This window comes from Segatella baroniae DSM 16972 = JCM 13447, assembly GCF_000426585.1.
Lineage (GTDB): Bacteria > Bacteroidota > Bacteroidia > Bacteroidales > Bacteroidaceae > Prevotella > Prevotella baroniae.
In genome coordinates this window covers 36433-54323 of sequence record NZ_AUFQ01000012.1, presented here as the reverse complement: position 1 = coordinate 54323, position 17891 = coordinate 36433, and the positions used below count along the sequence as shown (strand labels likewise).

The 17891-nt window shown below is 52.2% G+C and carries 21 protein-coding genes and 1 pseudogene; 9 read left to right on the top strand and 13 right to left on the bottom strand.

Translation table 11 applies throughout. The features are described from left to right. Positions 1–201: 201 nt before the first annotated feature. Positions 202–579 carry a hypothetical protein gene (locus tag K334_RS0108570; RefSeq protein ID WP_027444830.1) on the bottom strand — a complete coding sequence of 126 codons (378 nt, stop codon included), beginning with the start codon at positions 577–579 and terminating at the stop codon, positions 202–204. A 369-nt stretch (positions 580–948) separates the two neighbouring features. Here K334_RS0108570 and K334_RS0108560 point away from each other — a divergent pair, with 369 nt between their 5' ends. Together K334_RS0108560 and aroC are read left to right on the top strand one after the other, a co-directional pair. After that, complete coding sequence (locus K334_RS0108560; RefSeq protein ID WP_025880628.1) at positions 949–1539, top strand: FKBP-type peptidyl-prolyl cis-trans isomerase; 591 nt, start codon at positions 949–951, stop codon at positions 1537–1539. Positions 1540–1556: 17 nt separating this feature from the next. Continuing rightward, entirely contained in the window at positions 1557–2648 is a 1092-nt protein-coding gene (gene aroC / locus K334_RS0108555) for a chorismate synthase (protein ID WP_027444829.1), read from the top strand. Positions 2649–2905: 257 nt separating this feature from the next. Here the strand turns inward: aroC and K334_RS0108550 are convergent, their stop codons facing one another. From K334_RS0108550 to holA, 4 genes are all read right to left on the bottom strand, one after another. Beyond that, positions 2906–3814, bottom strand: a complete 909-nt coding sequence (locus K334_RS0108550) for a dihydroorotate dehydrogenase (RefSeq protein WP_025880627.1) — start codon at positions 3812–3814, stop codon at positions 2906–2908. Then, entirely contained in the window at positions 3802–4578 is a 777-nt protein-coding gene (locus K334_RS0108545; protein ID WP_025880625.1) for a dihydroorotate dehydrogenase electron transfer subunit, read from the bottom strand. The genes K334_RS0108550 and K334_RS0108545 overlap by 13 nt, the downstream gene beginning before the upstream one ends. Positions 4579–4672: 94 nt before the next feature. Beyond that, positions 4673–5146 carry a helix-turn-helix domain-containing protein gene (locus K334_RS0108540; RefSeq protein ID WP_025880622.1) on the bottom strand — a complete coding sequence of 158 codons (474 nt, stop codon included), beginning with the start codon at positions 5144–5146 and terminating at the stop codon, positions 4673–4675. A gap of 772 nt (positions 5147–5918) precedes the next feature. After that, positions 5919–6950, bottom strand: coding sequence for a DNA polymerase III subunit delta (gene holA / locus K334_RS0108535; RefSeq protein WP_025880621.1), 1032 nt, complete (start codon positions 6948–6950; stop codon positions 5919–5921). Between the two features lie 121 nt (positions 6951–7071). On the opposite strand from holA, the gene K334_RS0108530 reads away from it, so the two are divergent. Next, entirely contained in the window at positions 7072–7533 is a 462-nt protein-coding gene (locus K334_RS0108530) for a type I restriction enzyme HsdR N-terminal domain-containing protein (RefSeq protein ID WP_025880618.1), read from the top strand. A 179-nt stretch (positions 7534–7712) separates the two neighbouring features. On the opposite strand, the gene K334_RS13785 is transcribed toward K334_RS0108530, so the two are convergent. From K334_RS13785 to nusB, 8 genes are all read right to left on the bottom strand, one after another. Next, a complete protein-coding gene (locus tag K334_RS13785; RefSeq protein WP_238318953.1) occupies positions 7713–8270 on the bottom strand; it encodes a class I SAM-dependent methyltransferase in 558 nt (185 codons plus the stop codon). Then, positions 8156–8479: a class I SAM-dependent methyltransferase gene (locus K334_RS15270; RefSeq protein WP_238318951.1), complete on the bottom strand. Its 324-nt coding sequence runs from the start codon at positions 8477–8479 to the stop codon at positions 8156–8158. Before K334_RS15270 ends, K334_RS13785 begins: the two co-directional genes overlap by 115 nt. A gap of 217 nt (positions 8480–8696) precedes the next feature. Then, complete coding sequence (locus K334_RS13780; protein ID WP_025880617.1) at positions 8697–9599, bottom strand: DUF6562 domain-containing protein; 903 nt, start codon at positions 9597–9599, stop codon at positions 8697–8699. 220 nt (positions 9600–9819) lie between these two features. Then, complete coding sequence (locus tag K334_RS0108515; RefSeq protein ID WP_021590181.1) at positions 9820–10269, bottom strand: DUF5606 family protein; 450 nt, start codon at positions 10267–10269, stop codon at positions 9820–9822. A 27-nt stretch (positions 10270–10296) separates the two neighbouring features. Continuing rightward, positions 10297–10908, bottom strand: a complete 612-nt coding sequence (gene coaE / locus K334_RS13775) for a dephospho-CoA kinase (protein WP_025880616.1) — start codon at positions 10906–10908, stop codon at positions 10297–10299. Then, complete coding sequence (locus K334_RS0108505) at positions 10905–11888, bottom strand: CdaR family protein (RefSeq protein ID WP_025880615.1); 984 nt, start codon at positions 11886–11888, stop codon at positions 10905–10907. Before K334_RS0108505 ends, coaE begins: the two co-directional genes overlap by 4 nt. Positions 11889–11890: 2 nt before the next feature. After that, the gene (yajC, locus tag K334_RS0108500; protein WP_027444828.1) at positions 11891–12211 is read right to left on the bottom strand and encodes a preprotein translocase subunit YajC; all 321 of its coding nucleotides are present in this window, start codon (positions 12209–12211) and stop codon (positions 11891–11893) included. Positions 12212–12234: 23 nt separating this feature from the next. Then, on the bottom strand, positions 12235–13236 hold the full coding sequence (gene nusB / locus K334_RS13770) for a transcription antitermination factor NusB (RefSeq protein ID WP_051218710.1): 1002 nt from the start codon (positions 13234–13236) through the stop codon (positions 12235–12237). A gap of 263 nt (positions 13237–13499) precedes the next feature. Between nusB and K334_RS0108490 the strand changes: the two genes are divergently transcribed. The 6 genes and pseudogenes from K334_RS0108490 to K334_RS0108460 all read left to right on the top strand — a co-directional run bounded on the left by K334_RS0108490 (position 13500) and on the right by K334_RS0108460 (position 17824). Continuing rightward, positions 13500–14108 carry a 50S ribosomal protein L25/general stress protein Ctc gene (locus K334_RS0108490; protein WP_021590231.1) on the top strand — a complete coding sequence of 203 codons (609 nt, stop codon included), beginning with the start codon at positions 13500–13502 and terminating at the stop codon, positions 14106–14108. Positions 14109–14114: 6 nt separating this feature from the next. Further along, positions 14115–14690, top strand: a complete 576-nt coding sequence (pth, locus tag K334_RS0108485; protein WP_021590237.1) for an aminoacyl-tRNA hydrolase — start codon at positions 14115–14117, stop codon at positions 14688–14690. A 10-nt stretch (positions 14691–14700) separates the two neighbouring features. After that, the gene (locus tag K334_RS0108480) at positions 14701–15129 is read left to right on the top strand and encodes an RNA-binding S4 domain-containing protein (RefSeq protein ID WP_025880610.1); all 429 of its coding nucleotides are present in this window, start codon (positions 14701–14703) and stop codon (positions 15127–15129) included. 129 nt (positions 15130–15258) lie between these two features. Beyond that, positions 15259–16380, top strand: a complete 1122-nt coding sequence (locus K334_RS0108475; RefSeq protein ID WP_025880608.1) for a UDP-N-acetyl glucosamine 2-epimerase — start codon at positions 15259–15261, stop codon at positions 16378–16380. A gap of 664 nt (positions 16381–17044) precedes the next feature. Then, a pseudogene (locus K334_RS0108465) lies at positions 17045–17254 on the top strand (MATE family efflux transporter); the annotation flags it as partial. Positions 17255–17260: 6 nt separating this feature from the next. Next, on the top strand, positions 17261–17824 hold the full coding sequence (locus K334_RS0108460) for a helix-turn-helix domain-containing protein (protein ID WP_025880606.1): 564 nt from the start codon (positions 17261–17263) through the stop codon (positions 17822–17824). Positions 17825–17891: the final 67 nt, after the last annotated feature.

Sequence of the window (17891 nt, the reverse complement as noted above, 5' to 3'; positions counted from 1 at the left end):
CAGAAGCCAAAAGCACAGCGACGACAAGCCCAAAGCACTGCTTCTACACGCAGAAAAGGCTGTTGTTGAAATCAGATGTCTTCACCGCGGCGGTCGCCCGATGGCCGAAGCGGCCGCAGAGAGGGGGCAACGAAAAAGGCCGTGAGCCAAAATCAATGACTCACAGCCTTCAAAACATTCTCTCTCTTATCTAAATCTTCATTATTTCAAGCCGCGGTTGTTCATCGTCGCGTTGAGCAACATGACATACTTGCGGTACTGGTCGCTGTCCAAGACATAGTGCATGTACTTCAAATCCTTGATGACAGCCTTGTCGACCAGCTGTGCCTTCTCTTCCTTTGGAGCGTTGGCGGCGTTCATCATCTCCACGCAGAATGTCTTGTGGATGTCCTTCACGCTTTCCAACTGGTCTGCCGACAGGCTCAACGCGTATGCAAGGCTGTTGTAGTTGATGGTCATATCATAAGCCGCAGTTGCGCTGGCGTTGTTTGCATTCTCGTCGGCAGCGAAACTCATAGTCATCGACATCAACGCCACCAGTGTCATCATCATTTTCTTCTTCATCTTTTTACCTTTCATTTAAGGGACGGATTCTCGGCGAACACCTCCCGGTTGTCTATTGTCATTATCCTATAGCCTTCCTTTGAAGACATTGCAAAATTACAATCATCCCACGCTTGTTCCAAACATTTCGGCAGTTTGTTTACCGAAATACCCACAATTATTGACATAAATCAAAGCAAACGTAACGATTCGTAAGTTTTTCAGAGCACAATCGCATCATTATCCTTCCCATGCCGCCTGTTGCTTTCAGATTTGAATCCATCCTTTTGTTTTTGTAACGATTCGCTCCTACGCCGCAAAAAACGACAGGCAGACTTTTATATTCCACCCAATTGCACTACCTTTGCAGCAAACATGAAACCCAAAGAATCATAAATCATCGATATGGATAAGAAAAAAAACATGTATGTCGCAGCCTCATACCAGTTGTATGACGTGACCGACGGCAAGAACGAACTGTTGGAAGAAACATCCGAAGGCCAGCCCTTCGACTTCATCAGCGGCATGGGCATCGCCCTGGAGACATTCGAGAACGCGCTCGTCGACCTGCATGAAGGCGACAAGTTCGACTTCACGCTCGCGCCGGCGGAGGCTTACGGCGACTACAACCCCGAACACGTGACCGAGCTGGACAAAGCCGTCTTCACGCGCAACGGCAGGTTTGACGACGAATACATCTATGTGGGAGCCATCGTCCCCTTGCAGAACGAAGAGGGACAACGCTTCAACGGCCACGTATTGGCTATCACCGACAACGCCGTGAAGATGGACTTCAACCATCCGTTGGCTGGCAAGACGCTCAATTTCAAGGGCGAAATCAAGAACATCCATGAGGCTTCGGCCGAAGAGATGGCCGACTATGTGAACGCGTTCTCCAAGGGATGCGGCGGCGGTTGCGACGGCTGTGGAGGCGGTTGCCAGGACGGCGACGGCTGCGGAAGCGGTGGCTGCGGCGGCAATTGCGGCAACCATTAAGACCGGAGGGCGGCAACATGAGCAACACGTTTGGCCAAATATTCACGCTGACCTCCTTCGGCGAAAGCCACGGCAAAGCCTTGGGGGGTGTGGTGGACGGCATGCCGGCTGGAATCGACATCGACCTGGACTTCATCCAGCAGGAACTGGCCCGCAGACGCCCGGGCCAGAGCAAGCTCACCACGAGCCGGAAGGAAACCGACCAGGTGGAGATTCTCAGCGGAGTGTTCGACGGCAAGTCGACGGGAGCACCGATAGGATTCGTGGTCAGCAACACGAATCAGCACAGCAAGGACTATGACAACATGAGAAACCTGTTCAGACCATCGCATGCCGACTTCACTTATTTCAACAAATATGGAATCCGCGACCACCGTGGCGGCGGCCGCTCGTCGGCACGCATCACCGTGGCCAGGTGCGTGGGAGGGGCCTTGGCCAAACTGGCCTTGCGCCAATTGGGCGTGGAAATCAAGGCCTATACGTCGCAGGTGGGCCCCATCAGGCTTGAGAAAGACTACCGGCAATACGACCTCGGACAGACGGAAGCCACGCCCGTGAGGTGTCCCGACCCGGAAAAGGCACGCGAAATGGAGGCGCTCATCAAAGAGGTGAAGGACGCGGGGGACACCATCGGTGGAGTGATTACGGGCATCATCAAGGGTTGTCCCATCGGTTTGGGCCAACCGGAGTTCGGCAAACTGCACGCCCAACTGGGCGCGGCCATGCTCGGAATCAATGCGGCCAAGGGATTTGAATACGGCGAAGGCTTCGGCGGCGTCGACGCCCGGGGCAGTGAACAGAACGATCCGTTCGTCTGCAAGGGCGACGCGTCCGGCCATCGGGCCATCACGACGGCGTCCAACCACAGCGGAGGCATACAAGGGGGTATCAGCAACGGGCAGGACATCTATTTCCGGGTGGCCTTCAAGCCCGTGGCGACCATCCTCATGCCCCAGAGCACCGTGGACAAAGACGGCAAGGAGGTCGCTTTCAAAGCCCAGGGACGACACGACCCCTGCGTGCTGCCGCGGGCGGTGCCCATCGTCGAAGCCATGGCTGCCATGGTGATTTTGGACAATATCCTGTTGAACAAGGCCACAAAACTATAAAAAGAGCACAAAGAACTTAATTTTCTGTCGCCTTTTCTTTTAATAGTTAAAAAATCGTCGTATCTTTGCAATTGACGATTCGGTGTTTGTGAAAATACAGAATACGTTTAGTTAAGTCTAGTTTAGTTTTTGTGTTGGTTGAGGGAGGGCATTTGCTCTCCCTCACATTCTTATCTACAAGCCAACAAAAAACTATCTTTTGTTTTCCCAAAAGATAGTTGTCTGCTTCGAATCTCTTCCCCATCATGCTGTCGGGCCTAACGGATGGCCCCGATGATGTCCCGTATGTCGGCCACGCCATGCCTGTCGAGCCATTCGTCCATGCCACGAACGACTTTCGTGGTGACGGCCGGATCGATGAAGTTAGCCGTCCCTATCTCAATGGCGGTGGCCCCGCACATCATGAATTCCAGGGCGTCGGTCGCATTGGAAATGCCTCCCAGGCCTACGACCGGTATATTGACGGCATGCGCGACATCATACACCATGCGCAGCGCCACGGGCTTCACGGCAGGTCCGCTGAGGCCTCCCGTGCGTATGCTGAGCAGCGGTTTGCGCCGTTCGATGTCCACCGCCATGCCCATCAGCGTGTTGATGAGCGACAGGCTGTCGGCGCCTTCGGCCTCACAGGCCCTCGCGATGTCGGCAATGTTCGTCACATTGGGCGACAGCTTGACGATGAGTGTCTTGGGATAGCCCCGCCGCACGGCCTTCACCACACTGGCAGCTCCCGCGCAAGTGACGCCGAAGGCCATCCCGCCGTCGCTCACGTTCGGGCAACTGATGTTGAGTTCGATGGCAGGAATGGCGCGCAAGGCGGCTATTCGTTCCGCGCAGGCGGCGTAGTTCTCGGGACTATGGCCACTCACATTCACGATTACATGCGTCCCAAGGTCCTCGATTTGGGGATAAATGTGCGTGCAGAAGTGGTCTACACCCTTGTTCTGGAGTCCCACACAGTTGAGCATTCCCATCGGAGTCTCGGCCATGCGGGGATAGTCGTTGCCTTCTCGCGGTTCGAGCGTCGTCCCCTTGACGATGATACCGCCCAGGTCGCTGAGCGAAACGAAGTCGGCGAACTCCAAACCATAGCCGAACGTGCCGGAAGCTGTCATGACAGGATTCTTCAATTCCAAATCCTTGATCTTTACTTTCAGGCTTGCCATAATAAGTCTTTTACGTTAAACACAGGGCCTTCCTTGCACACGCACAGATTGCCCGCAACCGTTTTCTCCACACAGCACAGGCAGGCGCCGACACCACAGGCCATCAAGTTCTCAAGTGAAGCTTCGCAGAAGATGTCTCTCTCCATGGCGTAGCGGGCCACACTGACCATCATCGGCTTGGGCCCGCAGGTGCTTATCTGGTCGAAACGCTCACGCTGAAGGATGGAATGGGCCGTGACAAAGCCTTGCTCGCCCATCGTTCCGTCTTCCGTCGTTACGCAAACGCGCCCATAACGACCGAACAATTCCAGCTGCAACAAGTCCTTTGCGGAGCGTGCCCCCAGCAGGAATGTCACTTCGTGGCCCGCTTCCTGAAGCTGTTTGCCGAAATAAAGCAAGGGAGCCACGCCGACACCGCCACCTACCAACAGTACGCGTGCGCCTGCGGAAGTGGGCTTTGTGAAGCCGTTTCCCAACGGGAAAACGCAGTTGAGGACAGCACCGGGCGACAGATTGCACAGCGTCCGCGTGCCATCGCCTATGCCCGCGACGAGCAACCACAGTTCATTGCGCGCTACATCGACGAAATTGACAGAGATGGGACGGCGCAGAAAGGTGGATGGCGAGTGGTCGACCCGCACTTCGACGAACTGCCCCGGCACCATCGCCGGCAAAGCTTCACGATGCGTCAGCTTCAGGACAACGTGCGTGGGGCTCAACCGTTCGACTGCCGTCACCTCAAGATCGAGATTAAACTTTTTCATATACGATCTGCAATAGTAATAAAGATAGTTCCCATAATCGTAACAAAGATAACTCAAAAGCATGAGATGGCAAAAAAGAAAGAAGCCTTTCTGCCTATTTGGGGACAAACGTCTCCCAAGTCTGGTCGTCGTAGAAGACCCTTATCTCTGTGATTTTTCGCATCTTTTTGTCAATTTCTTTGACAATGATTTTCGGCGTTTGCGGAGGTGTCTGATGGACGTTCTGCGCTGAAGGCGCATCGAAGAGGGAGGGGGAGCTGAGCGATGGCTGACCTGCGTGGGCGTCCTCCGACGCAAACAGCACCGGGTGGGGTGAGGCGGGGGCGTCTGTTCCAGGCTCGCCGCTTTTCTTTTCTTTGGAGATATACATCTCACCGGTTCCGAACATCAGCCAGTCTGTCGAGATGGAAGGTATCTTGTTCTTGATCGCCTCAACGATATTGATCGTCGGTTTGGTCCTTCCTGTGAAGATGCTGCTGAGCGAAGCGGACGACATTCCGATGAACTGGGCGAAGGTCTGTTGGTTCATGTGAGAGCCTTCCATGATCTGTCTAATTCTATCTTTCATAAGCTAAAAGCGGTAAAATAGGGCTTTATAAGCCATTTATCATTGATTTTACAAAAGTAAAGAAAAGGAATTACATACACAAACCCTTTTTAAAATATTTACATCTGAATAATATTGAATTGTAATTTTAAATAAACAAAACAACAAAAGCAAAGCGGCGTTTTTGCGATATGGATTTGTAAATGTAAAAATCGTTTATCATTTACGGGCAAACTACAGATTTAAAGTGATTTGACAATCCTTTGATAATTATTCAGTTATTTGTCGTTTAAAAAACGCCTATGGGCCAACGAGAGGGCATAAAACCATCGTTTATACGCAAAAAGGTATACAATAGTTTACTATATCCATGTAAATCCATGGTTTTTAGTTATTTATTGCTATCAATAAAGCTTGGATATACATTCGTATAGGTATCTAAATCCATTATATTGAAACGTAAATACATTTTTACAAAAGGCAAATTAATCAACAAAACAATAACGAACGCGCGCTCATTGCTATCCTTTTGTTGATTTGTTATTGTAAAACAAAGCCACAATCAACATCTTTGAATGCAAAAGAAGCTTAACACTGAATTTCAACCGCTATGAAACCATGAAAAATGAAATGCTTGAAGAATTCTGAACGACGGAGCGAATCGTTTGAAATAATCAAATTCTGAGGGGGCTTTTTTACAGTTAACTACCCGAAAACATGGGTAATTAGCCAAAAAAAAGTGCCCTTTCGGAGCACTTCATCTAGGTAAAATAGGGGCTGAAACAAGGCTTTTTCAGTGCAAAATGAAGAAGATAAGCTCCTTCATCAGCTCGCCGGCGTCGGTATTGGGGTTGTCAATACCCTTGCTTCTGGCGTCAATCTCCCTGATTTTAGCAATTATCTGCATCGTCTTCACGCCCGAATAATTTCTCATTCCGGCCATGTAGTCTTTGGCAGACCAGGCCGATCGTAAATCCAGATATTGAGCGACGCTGTTTTCATTATTTCTTTCGGGGGCATAGTAGGCTATCATCAGATTTTCGAAATAGGCAAACAGCAGAGGAAGGAAAGAATAGATGGAACCAGCTTTGGGGTTCTTGTCAAAATATTTCATAATTTGATAGGCCTTGAAAACGTCCCGATGGATGACCGCGTTTCTGAACTCGAAGGCATTGAAGTCCTTGCTCACCCCCACTTCGCGTTCCACCACCTCGGGCGTGATGCGCCTGTCGTTTTCAGGAAGCGAAATCAACACCTTGTCCAACTCCGACGTCAGTCGATTCAAATCCGAACCGATATGGTCTGCCATCATCTGGGCGGCCTTGGGTTCGATGGTCGACTGCCGTCTCTTCAGGTAGGTGTTGATGAAGCCCGGCAGTTCCCTATCGTAGAGTTTCTTGCTTTCGAAGACAACGCCGCCGCCCTGTTCGGCCTTGGCCGGCAACTTCTTCCGGCGGTCGATGTTGCCGTTTTTATGGCAAAGCACAAGGATTGTGGATTTCACGGGGTGCTCCATGTATTTCTCCAGTGCCTCCGTAGATTTCAGATTTTGGAACTCTTTCACGACGACCACCCTGTATTCGGCCATCATGGGATAGCCTTTGGCCAGGTCGGCCACCTGCGCCGCCGTGACATCCGAGCCGAAAACGACCGACTGGTTGAAGTCGCGCTCCTCGGGATTCAAGACGTTTTCCTCGATGAAATCCGATATTTTGTCGATAAAATAAGCCTCCTCGCCCATCAATATATAAATAGGTGAGAAATTGCGTGCCGTCAAGTCCTTCATAATCTGTTCGAACGAAGGACTCGTTTTCTTCTCTGCCATGCGATGATGATATTACAATTTGGTCCGTGGCGCAAACTCCGTGTTTTTTCGTATCTTTGCACACGACGCCACGTTATGCAAAGATAGCGTAAAAAAATGAATGGAAAGAGAAAATAAAGAAATGAATCGACTGAACCTGCCGGGCTTCGACTACAAACTGTCGGGTACGAAAGACAAACCTCAGATACTGGACATTCTGAGGCAACGGTTTGTCGCGCTCACGCCGGAAGAATGGGTGCGGCAGCATTTCGTCCACTTTCTAATCAACCACAAGGGCTATCCCAAGGCGCTCATGGGCAACGAAGTGAAAATTAAAATCAACGGGAAACAGCTGCGGGCCGACAGCGTTTTATACGACAAGGAGCTTCGGCCGCGCATGATCATCGAATACAAGGCTTCGTCGATACCCATCACCCAACAGGTTTTCGACCAGATTTTTGCCTACAACACACAGCTGCACGTCGACTATCTGGTTGTTTCAAACGGCTTGAACCACTATTGCTGCAAGCTCGACTACGCCACCAACAGCTATACTTTCCTGAAAGAAATCCCCGACTACGACGAGTTGGAAAGAGGGAAATGAGGAAAGGGAAATGCGGAAGCAGCTCTTTCGCTTTCTAAAAGCAGCCCTTTTAGCCGGTAAAAGGGCTGCTTTTACACGCCAAAAGGATAGCTTTTACAAGCTAAAAGCTGCCCTTTGAGAAAACAGGAAACCTCAACAGAAAACACAATCCACCGGTGTTCGTCCCAAGCCGACGGAGATCATTTCCCCGCATGCGCCATGTTGTCTGCTTCGTGCGCAATCCAATCCTTTTTCAGCAGATAAAAGCAAGATGTTGAAAAAAGATTCCTGACATACGGGATGGCCGACAATAGTCGGCAGAGCTTCCGAGGGCGAAGTCCAAACTTCTGTAAATAATGAGGATTGACAAGCCACAACCGCCTGTCGAGTATCTTGAAACCACTCTTCCGTGCAGCAGATTCAAACAACTCAATTGATGTGGCGCATTGCTTGATGAATAAAAGTTCGTCCACCGTATTCCCATCTTCACGTGCCACCCGACGCAATAGAAGACGATAGGCAGGCTTCGGCAACAAATGAAAGAAGGGAACCTTTGACCAAAAAGGATGATGGCAAATCTGTTGATGACCACCAAATGGCATGTGCCATGCGGGGAACGCGACAAACAGGACACCGTCACTTTTTAGAAACATCGATATGCTACGAACAAAAGTTTGCTTGTCGGGCACGTGCTCAATGACATCATGCAGAAGTATGATATCAAATAAATCGGCTTTGCCCCCGCAGGCTTGGGCCAACACAAGAAGTCTACACAGTCAAAATGGCCATCCACTCCTTGCTTCTGAAAATAATCCTGTGCCTGCCGAATACGTTCTTCACATAAGTCTATGCCCCAGACTTCACAGCCTTGCCGTGCAAATGGTAGCAAGTTTCCTCCCTCACCGCAACCGATTTCCAACACTCTGGCGTTGCAATGGATGGCATGAAACCGGGCTATATAGGGCATGTAATACCGTTGCGAAGTGGCAGCAGACTCTTTAAAATATTGCACTCGATCGGAATGTCGCTTTTGCATGTCAGTATATATTGAATCATTTGAAGAGGGAAGCACTATCTCTGTTGTGCTTCCCTCTCTATAGAGATATACTGACGAGCAAAAGACTGCTCAAAAAACGGGTGATTTTTACATAAAAGGTGTATGGCCCCCTGCTATGTGATAAGCGTCAGAAGGTTCCCGCAAACCCTTCGCTGCTCCAAGCATCATCGGCCTGCAGCGTGAAAGAGGCGCCACGGCTGGGCTCCACCGATTGAAAGAGGTTGCCGGAATAGGTCGTTATCTTGTTGACGCCGACCGGCACATCTTCCAACACGCGCGACGATATGGCATTCTTGTCCCCGTCCTGCGCGGTTATCGTAATCTTGAGTTTCTTTCCGTCGGCATGAGGAAAGGTGAATATCTCATAACGCGACGCAGCCTGTCGGGCCTCGGCGCCCACGACACGGACTTCCGTCTGCCGCGAATTGACCGAGCCGTAGCCTGTTTCCGCATTGAAAGTGCTGCTGCCCCCGGTGTAGGCAAACTGGAGTTGCTTCACTTCCGCAGGCACGCGGTCGCCCACCTGCAGCACGAACTTGGCGACAGCCCGCTTCAACATCACGTCATATTTGGCTTCGCCGCCTATCTTCAGTTCCTCACAATAGTAGAAAGTGTCCGTCACTTTATTGTCGGGAAACTTGATTTCGCGTGGTGAAGCCATCGTAGCTTTGCCTTTGCAGTTGTGCGCTATGATGACAACGCGGTAGGTTCCTTCGGGAATCTTGGTCGAAACGACACCGAAATCCTTGTCGCCGGAGCTTTGGCTGACGGCCCGCAGCTTGCTGCCGCCATCGAAAACGGCCAAGTCGATGTGGCTGCAAAGCTCGGTCACCGGGCGTGAAGCACGTACCTGCACGCCCGACACGGCGTCGAAATCGGACATCTGGTAAGGCGATATGGAAAAGACGACCCTGTTGCCGGTCTCTTCTGCGCCTCCCCGCTCCAGGTATTTGTCAATGTCGACATGCTCGCAGGCCCACGACAGGCCCGCCACTAAAAGAAAAGAGAAATAGATGAACAGCTTTTTCATGTGGTTTGATAGATTTAAAGTTGGAAAGGTTGGTATGGAATTGCTTCCAAGAGGCTGTGGAAACAAGGCTAAAGAGCCACGCCGACAGGGCGAAATAGGTTCGGACAGGCTACGGAAAGGGGCGTAGGCCGCCGGAAAGAGGGCGCAAAGGAAAGGCCGTCGACGGCGAAACGGAACGAAGCAGAAAAGGGTGGACGCGCAGTCCACCCTTTGTCTCATCTTATTCCTCGGCCTTGTCATTCCGGTCGTCGACGTTGTCGCCTTCCGTCGGAGCCAGCGTTTCCTTGAAATTGGTGATTCCGTTATCGACAAGGATGTTATACCACTGCAGCAGTTTCTTGATGTCGCTGTCGTGGACACGGTCTTGGTCGAAGTTCGGCAACACCTCGGCAAAGTAGGCACGCAGCTCTTTGCTGGAGCACTTCCTGTAGTCCAGAGACGCAATCTTGCCCTCTTCCTTCTTGCAAACGTTCTCCAAGACCTGCCACAAGGCAACGTCTTCCTCGTCGGTGTACATGGCGATGTCGCCCAAACTCGTCACACGGTCGGAAGCGAAAGCAGGCATGCGGCGATGGTTTTCATCCAACGTTTCTACGATAAGGTTCATTTTTCCACGAGAAACCAGCTTGTAAAGCCCTGGTTTTCCGGCTATAGATAGAATTGTTTCCATTTCTTTTGCTTGTAATTTAACGCTTGATTACTTGATGTTTCTATTGTTTCGTATGATTCGGAATCTTCTCTTGCGCTCGTCCTCCAGGGTTCTGAGGAGCAAATCCACCTGCGGAGCCAGGTCGTTCCGCCCGTCGTTGACGATTTCAAAGTCGCTCCGCCGACGGATTTCGTCCTGTGACATCTGACAGCGAATCCACTCCATGGCCTTGTCCCGCCCTATATGGTCGCGCTGCATGATGCGGGCCACGCGCACGTCGTCGGGCGCCGTCACGCAAACGACGTAGTCCAAGGCCACCCTCTCGTCAAAACGGGCCTCGAAAAGGATGGCGGATTCCATCCAATCCATGCCGCTCCGCTCAAAGTCGCGGGCCACATAGGGGTGTACAATCGACTCTATCTGACGCTTGTTGGCTTCGGACGACAGGATGAAGCGGGCCAGCAGTCCTTTCTGCAATACATTATTTATATACAGCTCCTCGCCGACGGCAGCCTGAAGTTCGCTGCGCAGGGGGGCATCGGTGGCCATCAGCCGTTTGGCGGCATGGTCGCAGTCGTACACTTGGACGCCGCGGTCGTGCAGCAAGCGGCAGACAAAGGACTTGCCGACGCCGATTCCACCTGTTATCGCAACCTTCATTGCTGCTCGATCAAGTAGTCCACGGTCGCCATTTCCACCCTTGCGCCCCGCACGATGTTGGGGAATGCACGCAGATGGAGCTGGCACTTGTCCGAGGAATGGCGTTCCAGGTCGCTGTAATCCACGACGACCGTGAACATTTCGGGCTTGACCATCCTGAACTTGCTGGCCCCCACCGTGAATTTCACCTTGACTTTCGACGGGAACGTGCGCAACACCTTGCCTTCGGGCATATTGATGGCTTGAATCGGAACCTCGACTTCCTCTTCCGTAAGGATGTCGGGGTAGAACGAAACCTTGACGGTCGCGGGAATCAACTTGACTCCCGGAATCCTCTTCAGCCCCACGTTGCGCACCACCGTGTCTTCGATGTTCGTCAAGTTCAGCTCGTCGGTGTACACGTAGCGAATGCTGTCCAACGTCTGCTTGCTTGCGTAGACCAAGACGCTCTGCGGTGAAATGCGCGTGTCAGCAAGATAATAGCTCCTGCTCGGCACCACAACCCCGCGCAACCTGACCGGCACGCGCTTCGAAAGGCCGTAGTTGAAGTAGAAGACAAACCTGTCGGGCTTGACGGCGCTCACCTTTGACGACGTGAACAGCTGTGGCGAAATCAGCCGCAGCAGGTCGGCGGTCGACACGACGCCCTTCTCCGTCGACTTGTTGGCAAACTGATTGAAATTGACCAGCGCAGGCCTTATCTTGTCGCTGTAAAGATAGGTGACTATCGTGAAGCCCTTGTCTCTGACCGTCACGTGGAAGGTATCGGCCGGTTCGGTCGTCAGGACGACATTCTTGGGCACGTTGGCGATGCGGACCGGTATGGGAATTTCGGTCTCATACGTTTCGTTCAGCGTCATCAAGAGCCAGAACAGTCCGCTCAAACCAAGGAAAAACAAAAAAATCAGAAACTCTCTGTTCAACCAACTGAACAGAAAGTTCCTGACAATCTTATATATGTGTGCCAAGCCACGGAGCATTGTCAAGCTTTAGTTGGCTGCGAGGTTGCGTCGGCAAAGACGTACCCTTTCGCAACGGTAACGACCACGCCACGGGCTATTTCCACATCCACCGTGTTCTTCTCGATGTCGATGCGCTTGACGGTTCCATAGACACCGCCACCCGTTACGACCTTGGATCCCTCTGCCAAAGAGTTCTGGAAGTTGCGAATCTCTTTCTGCTTCTTCTGCTGGGGACGAATCATGAAGAGCCACATGATGGCAAAGATCGCCACCATCATGATGAGCATGCCCATGCCCCCACCACCTTGTGCTGCCTGGGCAGCTAAAAACATTGTATTCATTGTATGAAGATAAAAAAATAATATTACGACTGCAAAGGCGCCACATCAGGGCTTTTCCGGGCGGGTTGCCCGTTGTTGAGCCGCCGTTCCGCGCGTGGAGGCATGGTCTTCATCAGTATTCCCTCCTGAATCAGGTAGCGGGCTATCGAGTCCAGCATGCCGTTGATGTAATTGCCGCTGCGCGAGGTGCTGTAGAGCTTGGCCAAATCGACGTATTCGTTGATCGTCACCGTCACCGGAATGTTGGGAAACGTCAGCATTTCGGCCAAAGCGATCTGCATGATGACGACATCCATGTAAGCCAAACGTGAGAAATCCCAGTTCCGACTGGCGTCGCTCATATACTTCTGGTACTGCTCCGCGTTCAGAATCGTGCTGCGGAAGAGCCTTCGGGCGAACTCTTTGTCCTCCTCGTCCTTGTACTCCGGCAGCAGTTTCTGCTCGCTTTTCTCTTCCGGATTGAAGCGTTTTATGGTCTTCAAGACGAACGTGTCGACCACTTCCTTGTCGTCGTTCCAGTACAGACTCTTCTCTTCGAGCAGAGCGTCGAGGTCCTTGTTGTCCTGAATCAGCTGCTTGTAGAGCTTGCGCCACACCTCCCGGTCAGCCTCGTAAGCGTCTTCTTCGGAAGCCATGTAGGCCTGGTAGGTCTCGCTTTGTTCTATTTGATTGCACAACTTCCTCACCGTTTCGATGTCGTCGGTCCATGTCTGCTTTTGTGTTTCCACAAATTCATTGAGCATTTTGTTCTCCTCCAACTGCACGGCGAACCTGTTGTAGGCGAATTTCTGTGAAGGGATTTCAGTCTCTTCGCGCTGCGCCCGCTGCGTCGCCACTTCGACACGAAGCCTCTCCTCCTTGGTGATGGCGACGACAAGTCCCAGCAGATAATTGTATAAATCGTATGCTTTCGACAAACTGAAAAAGAGCTCTTTCTCAGCCACATCCATGTTTTTGTTTCCGTTCTGATAGTATGCGTAGGTTAACTGAACTATCTTTATGCGAATAAGTTCCCTATTAATCATTCTCCAACAATTATATGGTTTCCTTTATGAAATAATGTAATTACATTGCAAATGTAGGCAAAAATCCACAAACGCACAAGCAATCAGCCACTATTTTCACCCAATCAGCCTGTTTTTAGCGGCCAATCTTGGGCCGTTCGGATAAAAAACGCTATCTTTGCACCGCTTTTCGAATTGAGAACCGATGACGAACCGACGGTTTCGTCCCCAATCTCAGTGTGATGGCGAATTAACAACCATTTAATTTAGAGTAACACAAAGTTATGAAAGAGATTAACGTAACAGGTCAGAAGCGTGAGAACCTTGGCAAGAAAGCTTCAAAAGAATTGCGCAAGCAGGGGCTGATTCCCTGCAACATCTATGGTGAGAAGAAAGGCGAGAACGGACTTCCCGAAGCCTACGCCTTCGCCATTCCTTTCACGGAACTGCGCAAAATCATCTACACTCCCCACATCTATGTCATCGACATCGACATCGAAGGTGTTCATCGCACGGCCATTTTGAAGGAAATTCAGTTCCATCCTGTGACGGACGCGCCTCTGCACGTCGACTTCTATGAAGTGAACGACCAGAAACCGATCACCATTGGCATTCCCGTCAAGCTTGTAGGTTTGGCACAGGGTGTGCGCGATGGCGGCCGAATGAACATCTCCATCCGCAAGATCAACGTGACAGCTCCTTACCAACAGATACCGGAGCACCTCGACGTGGACGTCACCAAGTTGAGAATCGGCAAGAGTATCAAGGTGGGTCAGCTCTCTTACGAAGGCATAGAGATAGCCACCGGCAAGGAAGTTATCGTCTGCTCCATCAAGATGACCCGCAATGCAGTCGCTTCAGCAGCCAGCGACAGCGACGAAACCGAGGAATAACATTTAATGGACAAATATTTGATTTGTGGATTGGGGAACCCCGGCGACGAATACGCCGGCACCCGACACAATACAGGTTTCATGGTATTGGACGCTTTTGCAAAAGCGTCCAATATTCATTTTGAGGACAAGCGTTATGGATTCGTGGCCGAAACGTCCATCAAAGGAAGGAAAGTATTTCTTCTCAAGCCCACCACTTTCATGAATCTCAGCGGCAATGCCGTCAGATACTGGCTCAACAAGGAGAACATCGACCAAAGCCGGCTGCTCGTCATCAGCGACGACGTCGCCCTTCCGCTCGGCGCGTTCCGCCTGAAAGGCAACGGCAGCAACGGAGGACACAACGGCCTGGGCCACATCCAGCAAATGATCGGACAGAACTACGCCCGCCTCCGCATGGGTGTCGGCAACGACTATCCACGCGGCAGGCAGGTGGACTGGGTGCTGGGACACTACAATGAGGACGAACTGAACGCCCTTCGGCCCAGCATCGACGTGGCCGGCGAGATGATCAAGAGCTTCGTTTTGGCCGGAATCGACATCACGATGAACCAATACAACAAGTTAGGCAAGAAACCATAAACCCACTCCAATGGCGGAATCTGCAAGAATTGACAAATGGCTATGGGCCGCGCGCATCTTCAAGACGCGCTCCATTGCCGCCGACGCCTGCAAGAACGGCAGGATAACGATAAACGGCTGCAACGTAAAACCGTCGCACATGATAAGAAGCGGCGAGGTTGTCTGCGTGAAAAAGCCCCCTGTCACCTATTCGTTCAAGGTGCTGGAGTGCGTCGAACGGCGCGTCGGCGCCAAGCTGCTTGCCGGCATTTACGAGAACGTGACCGACCCCAAGCAATACGAGTTGCTCGAAATGAGCCGCATCAGCGGCTTCATCGACCGCGCACGGGGCACCGGACGCCCCACAAAGAAAGACCGGCGGGCGATAGACGAGTTTGTCGACCCCGCCATGTTCGGCTTCGACGACGACTTCGACGATGACTTCGACGACGCCGAGTGAGCCGCCACCATCCACATCCACCGAATCCCGCACGCCACGAAGGCCGGCCGGAATCGGTGTTCATTGCACAACAAACCACAACAACAGAGGTTTTCCCATCAGAACACTTCGCATAGCATTAGAAAAAAGATGAAGGAAATTTGCATTTTCTGCGGCGCACGCCCCAACTTCATGAAAGTGGCGCCGCTCATCAGGGCCATCGAGAACTACAACCGCGAAGGACATGACGTCCCATACTCGCTCGTTTACGCCGGACCAGAGGGCGACCTCACGCTTGAGCCGACCCTCTTTGCCGACTTGCAGATAGCCAAACCCGGCACGTTTCTGGGCGTAGACTGCGAGAATCTGAACGAACTCACGGGACAAGTCATGACCAAATTCGAGCGTTATCTCCAACTCCATCCCACGCAGACGGTCGTCGTCGTCGACGATTTGGCCAGCACCATGGCGGCAGCCATCGTCACCAAGAAGCAAGGTGTCACCTTGGCACACATCGCAGCAGGCACCCGCAGCTTCGATATCAACATGCCCAAGGAGATCAACCGACTGGTCATCGACGGCCTCAGCGACATCCTCTTCACGGCAGGTATCAGCAACAACAACATCGCCAACAAGGCCGGAACCGAACTTTCCAAGGTCTATATGGTCGGAAACATCCTGATGGACAACCTGCGCTTCAACCATCAGCGCATCGCGGCCATGCCGTTGCCCGAAGAAGCGGCCGCCTTCATCGCGCCGCCGACGGCAGGTTCACGCCCCACCCCCTATCTGGTCTTCACGCTCAACCGCAAGGCACTCCTGGCCAACGTGCACAATCTCCGGCTGATGGTCAATGCCATCGAAGACGTCGCAGGCCGGTTTGGCACTCCGGTCTTGGCCCCGCTGCGCAAGGAGGCCCGCCAGACAATCCTCCCCATGCTCTCGCCCGACTCCCCCATCCATCCGATACAGCCACAACCCTACCTGACTTTCAGCAAACTGACGGCCCAAGCCGCGGGCATCATCACCGACAGCGGCAACGTCGCCGAAGAGGCCAGCTTCAACGGGGTGCCCTGCATCACGCTCAACAGCTATACAGAACACGTCGAAACCGTCACCGTCGGCACCAACGTGCTTGTCGGCGAAGCCCCCGAAACACTCAAACTTTCTTTGCAGAACATGCTTTCAGGACAATGGAAGGACGGCAGCATTCCCGACCGCTGGGACGGCAGAAGCGGCGAAAGGGTGCTCCATATTCTGCTGGAAGCATGACCTGTCGAAATTGTGTGCGACAACAATCTTAAAAAAACTTTATTTTTGAACCGCGTATCACTATTTTTATTATGTTTGCAATGGTAAGGGGAGGCTGCAAAAGCCAAGCGCCTTGCCCGTCAAAGACGGCAACCGCCTTCTCATCCAAGATGTGACCGCAGCCTCATCCCCATCGCTCTCAAAACCCTTAATCACAATATGTTGTTATAAGTATGGACAATACATCATAGAGACACATGCAAACATAGTTTTTTTTAGTTTCAGATGGAGTCGACAGGCTTGTGACAAGCGGCAATCGTTCTCCCTTTCTGCTCATAACAAGTAAAAGTTTTTCTTTCAAAGTTTGTTAGAAGTTAGCTTTCAAGCAATCAATAGGGTTCTTAAGACAGGTAAAGAAGATATTCAGGAGATTCCACAGGTTTACCAAACCTGAACGTCAGGGCGCCAAAGAGTGGCGCCCGTTTTCATGGGGGCAGCCGTCGTCGCGCCACGAGGGCCGGCCACTTTCCCGCCATGTTTCTTTGCACTTGTTTCAAATAAGCGTAACTTTGCACACGAAATGAAACGACGAGACAACTACACATTCCTTACGACCGCACCCGTCACCAGGGTGATTCTCACGATGGCCGTGCCGACGATCATTTCCATGACCGGCAGCATGCCGACGCAGGTCTGCCGCAAGCCATGGCGCGCCAACATCCTCGCGTCGGCACGCTGCGGACTTGTTCTTCATCCCACTCATCATCATCCTTCCCAACGTGTGGGAATCGTGGGCGTCGAGGCTTGCCAGGCCCTGAGCGACGCCTGCTCGTTCCTGCTGACCATCCCCATCATGGCCTACACGTTCAAGGAGTTCAACACCGTCAAACGATAAACGCCTATGGACACCTTATACATCAAGAACATGGTATGCGACCGCTGCAAGACGGCGGTCGAGAAAGTGCTGACCGAGGCCGGACTGCCCCCACAGAGCGTAGAGTTGGGCGAAGTGGACATCGACCGGAAGCCCACTCCAGAGCAGCTCCTGCGCATCAGGCGGCAACTCGAAGCCCTGGGATTCGAGCTGCTCGACGACCGCCGACAGCGCACCATCGAGCAAATCAAGAGCGTCATCATCCGGCTGGTGCACTACAGCGACGGCCACGCCACGCTCAACTTGAGCGACCACATAGCCTCCGAGCTCCATCAGGACTACTCCGCCTTGAGCAAACTCTTCAGCGAAGTGACCGGCATGACCATAGAAAGATTCTACATCGCGCAACGCATCGAACGCGTCAAAGAGCTGATTCGATACAACGAACGCTCACTGACGCAGATTGCGCTGCAAATGGATTATTCCAGCGTGGCCCATCTGTCGGCGCAGTTCAAGAGCGTCACGGGCATGACTCCATCGGCTTTCAAGGCCCTGAAACAGAACACCCGCCTGCCGCTCGACAAGGTATGAGCGGCAGGCGGGCTTTTTCCAAAGTCAGGCGGCATGCCGACCGGCCGGAATGCCGCCTGCGTTCAAC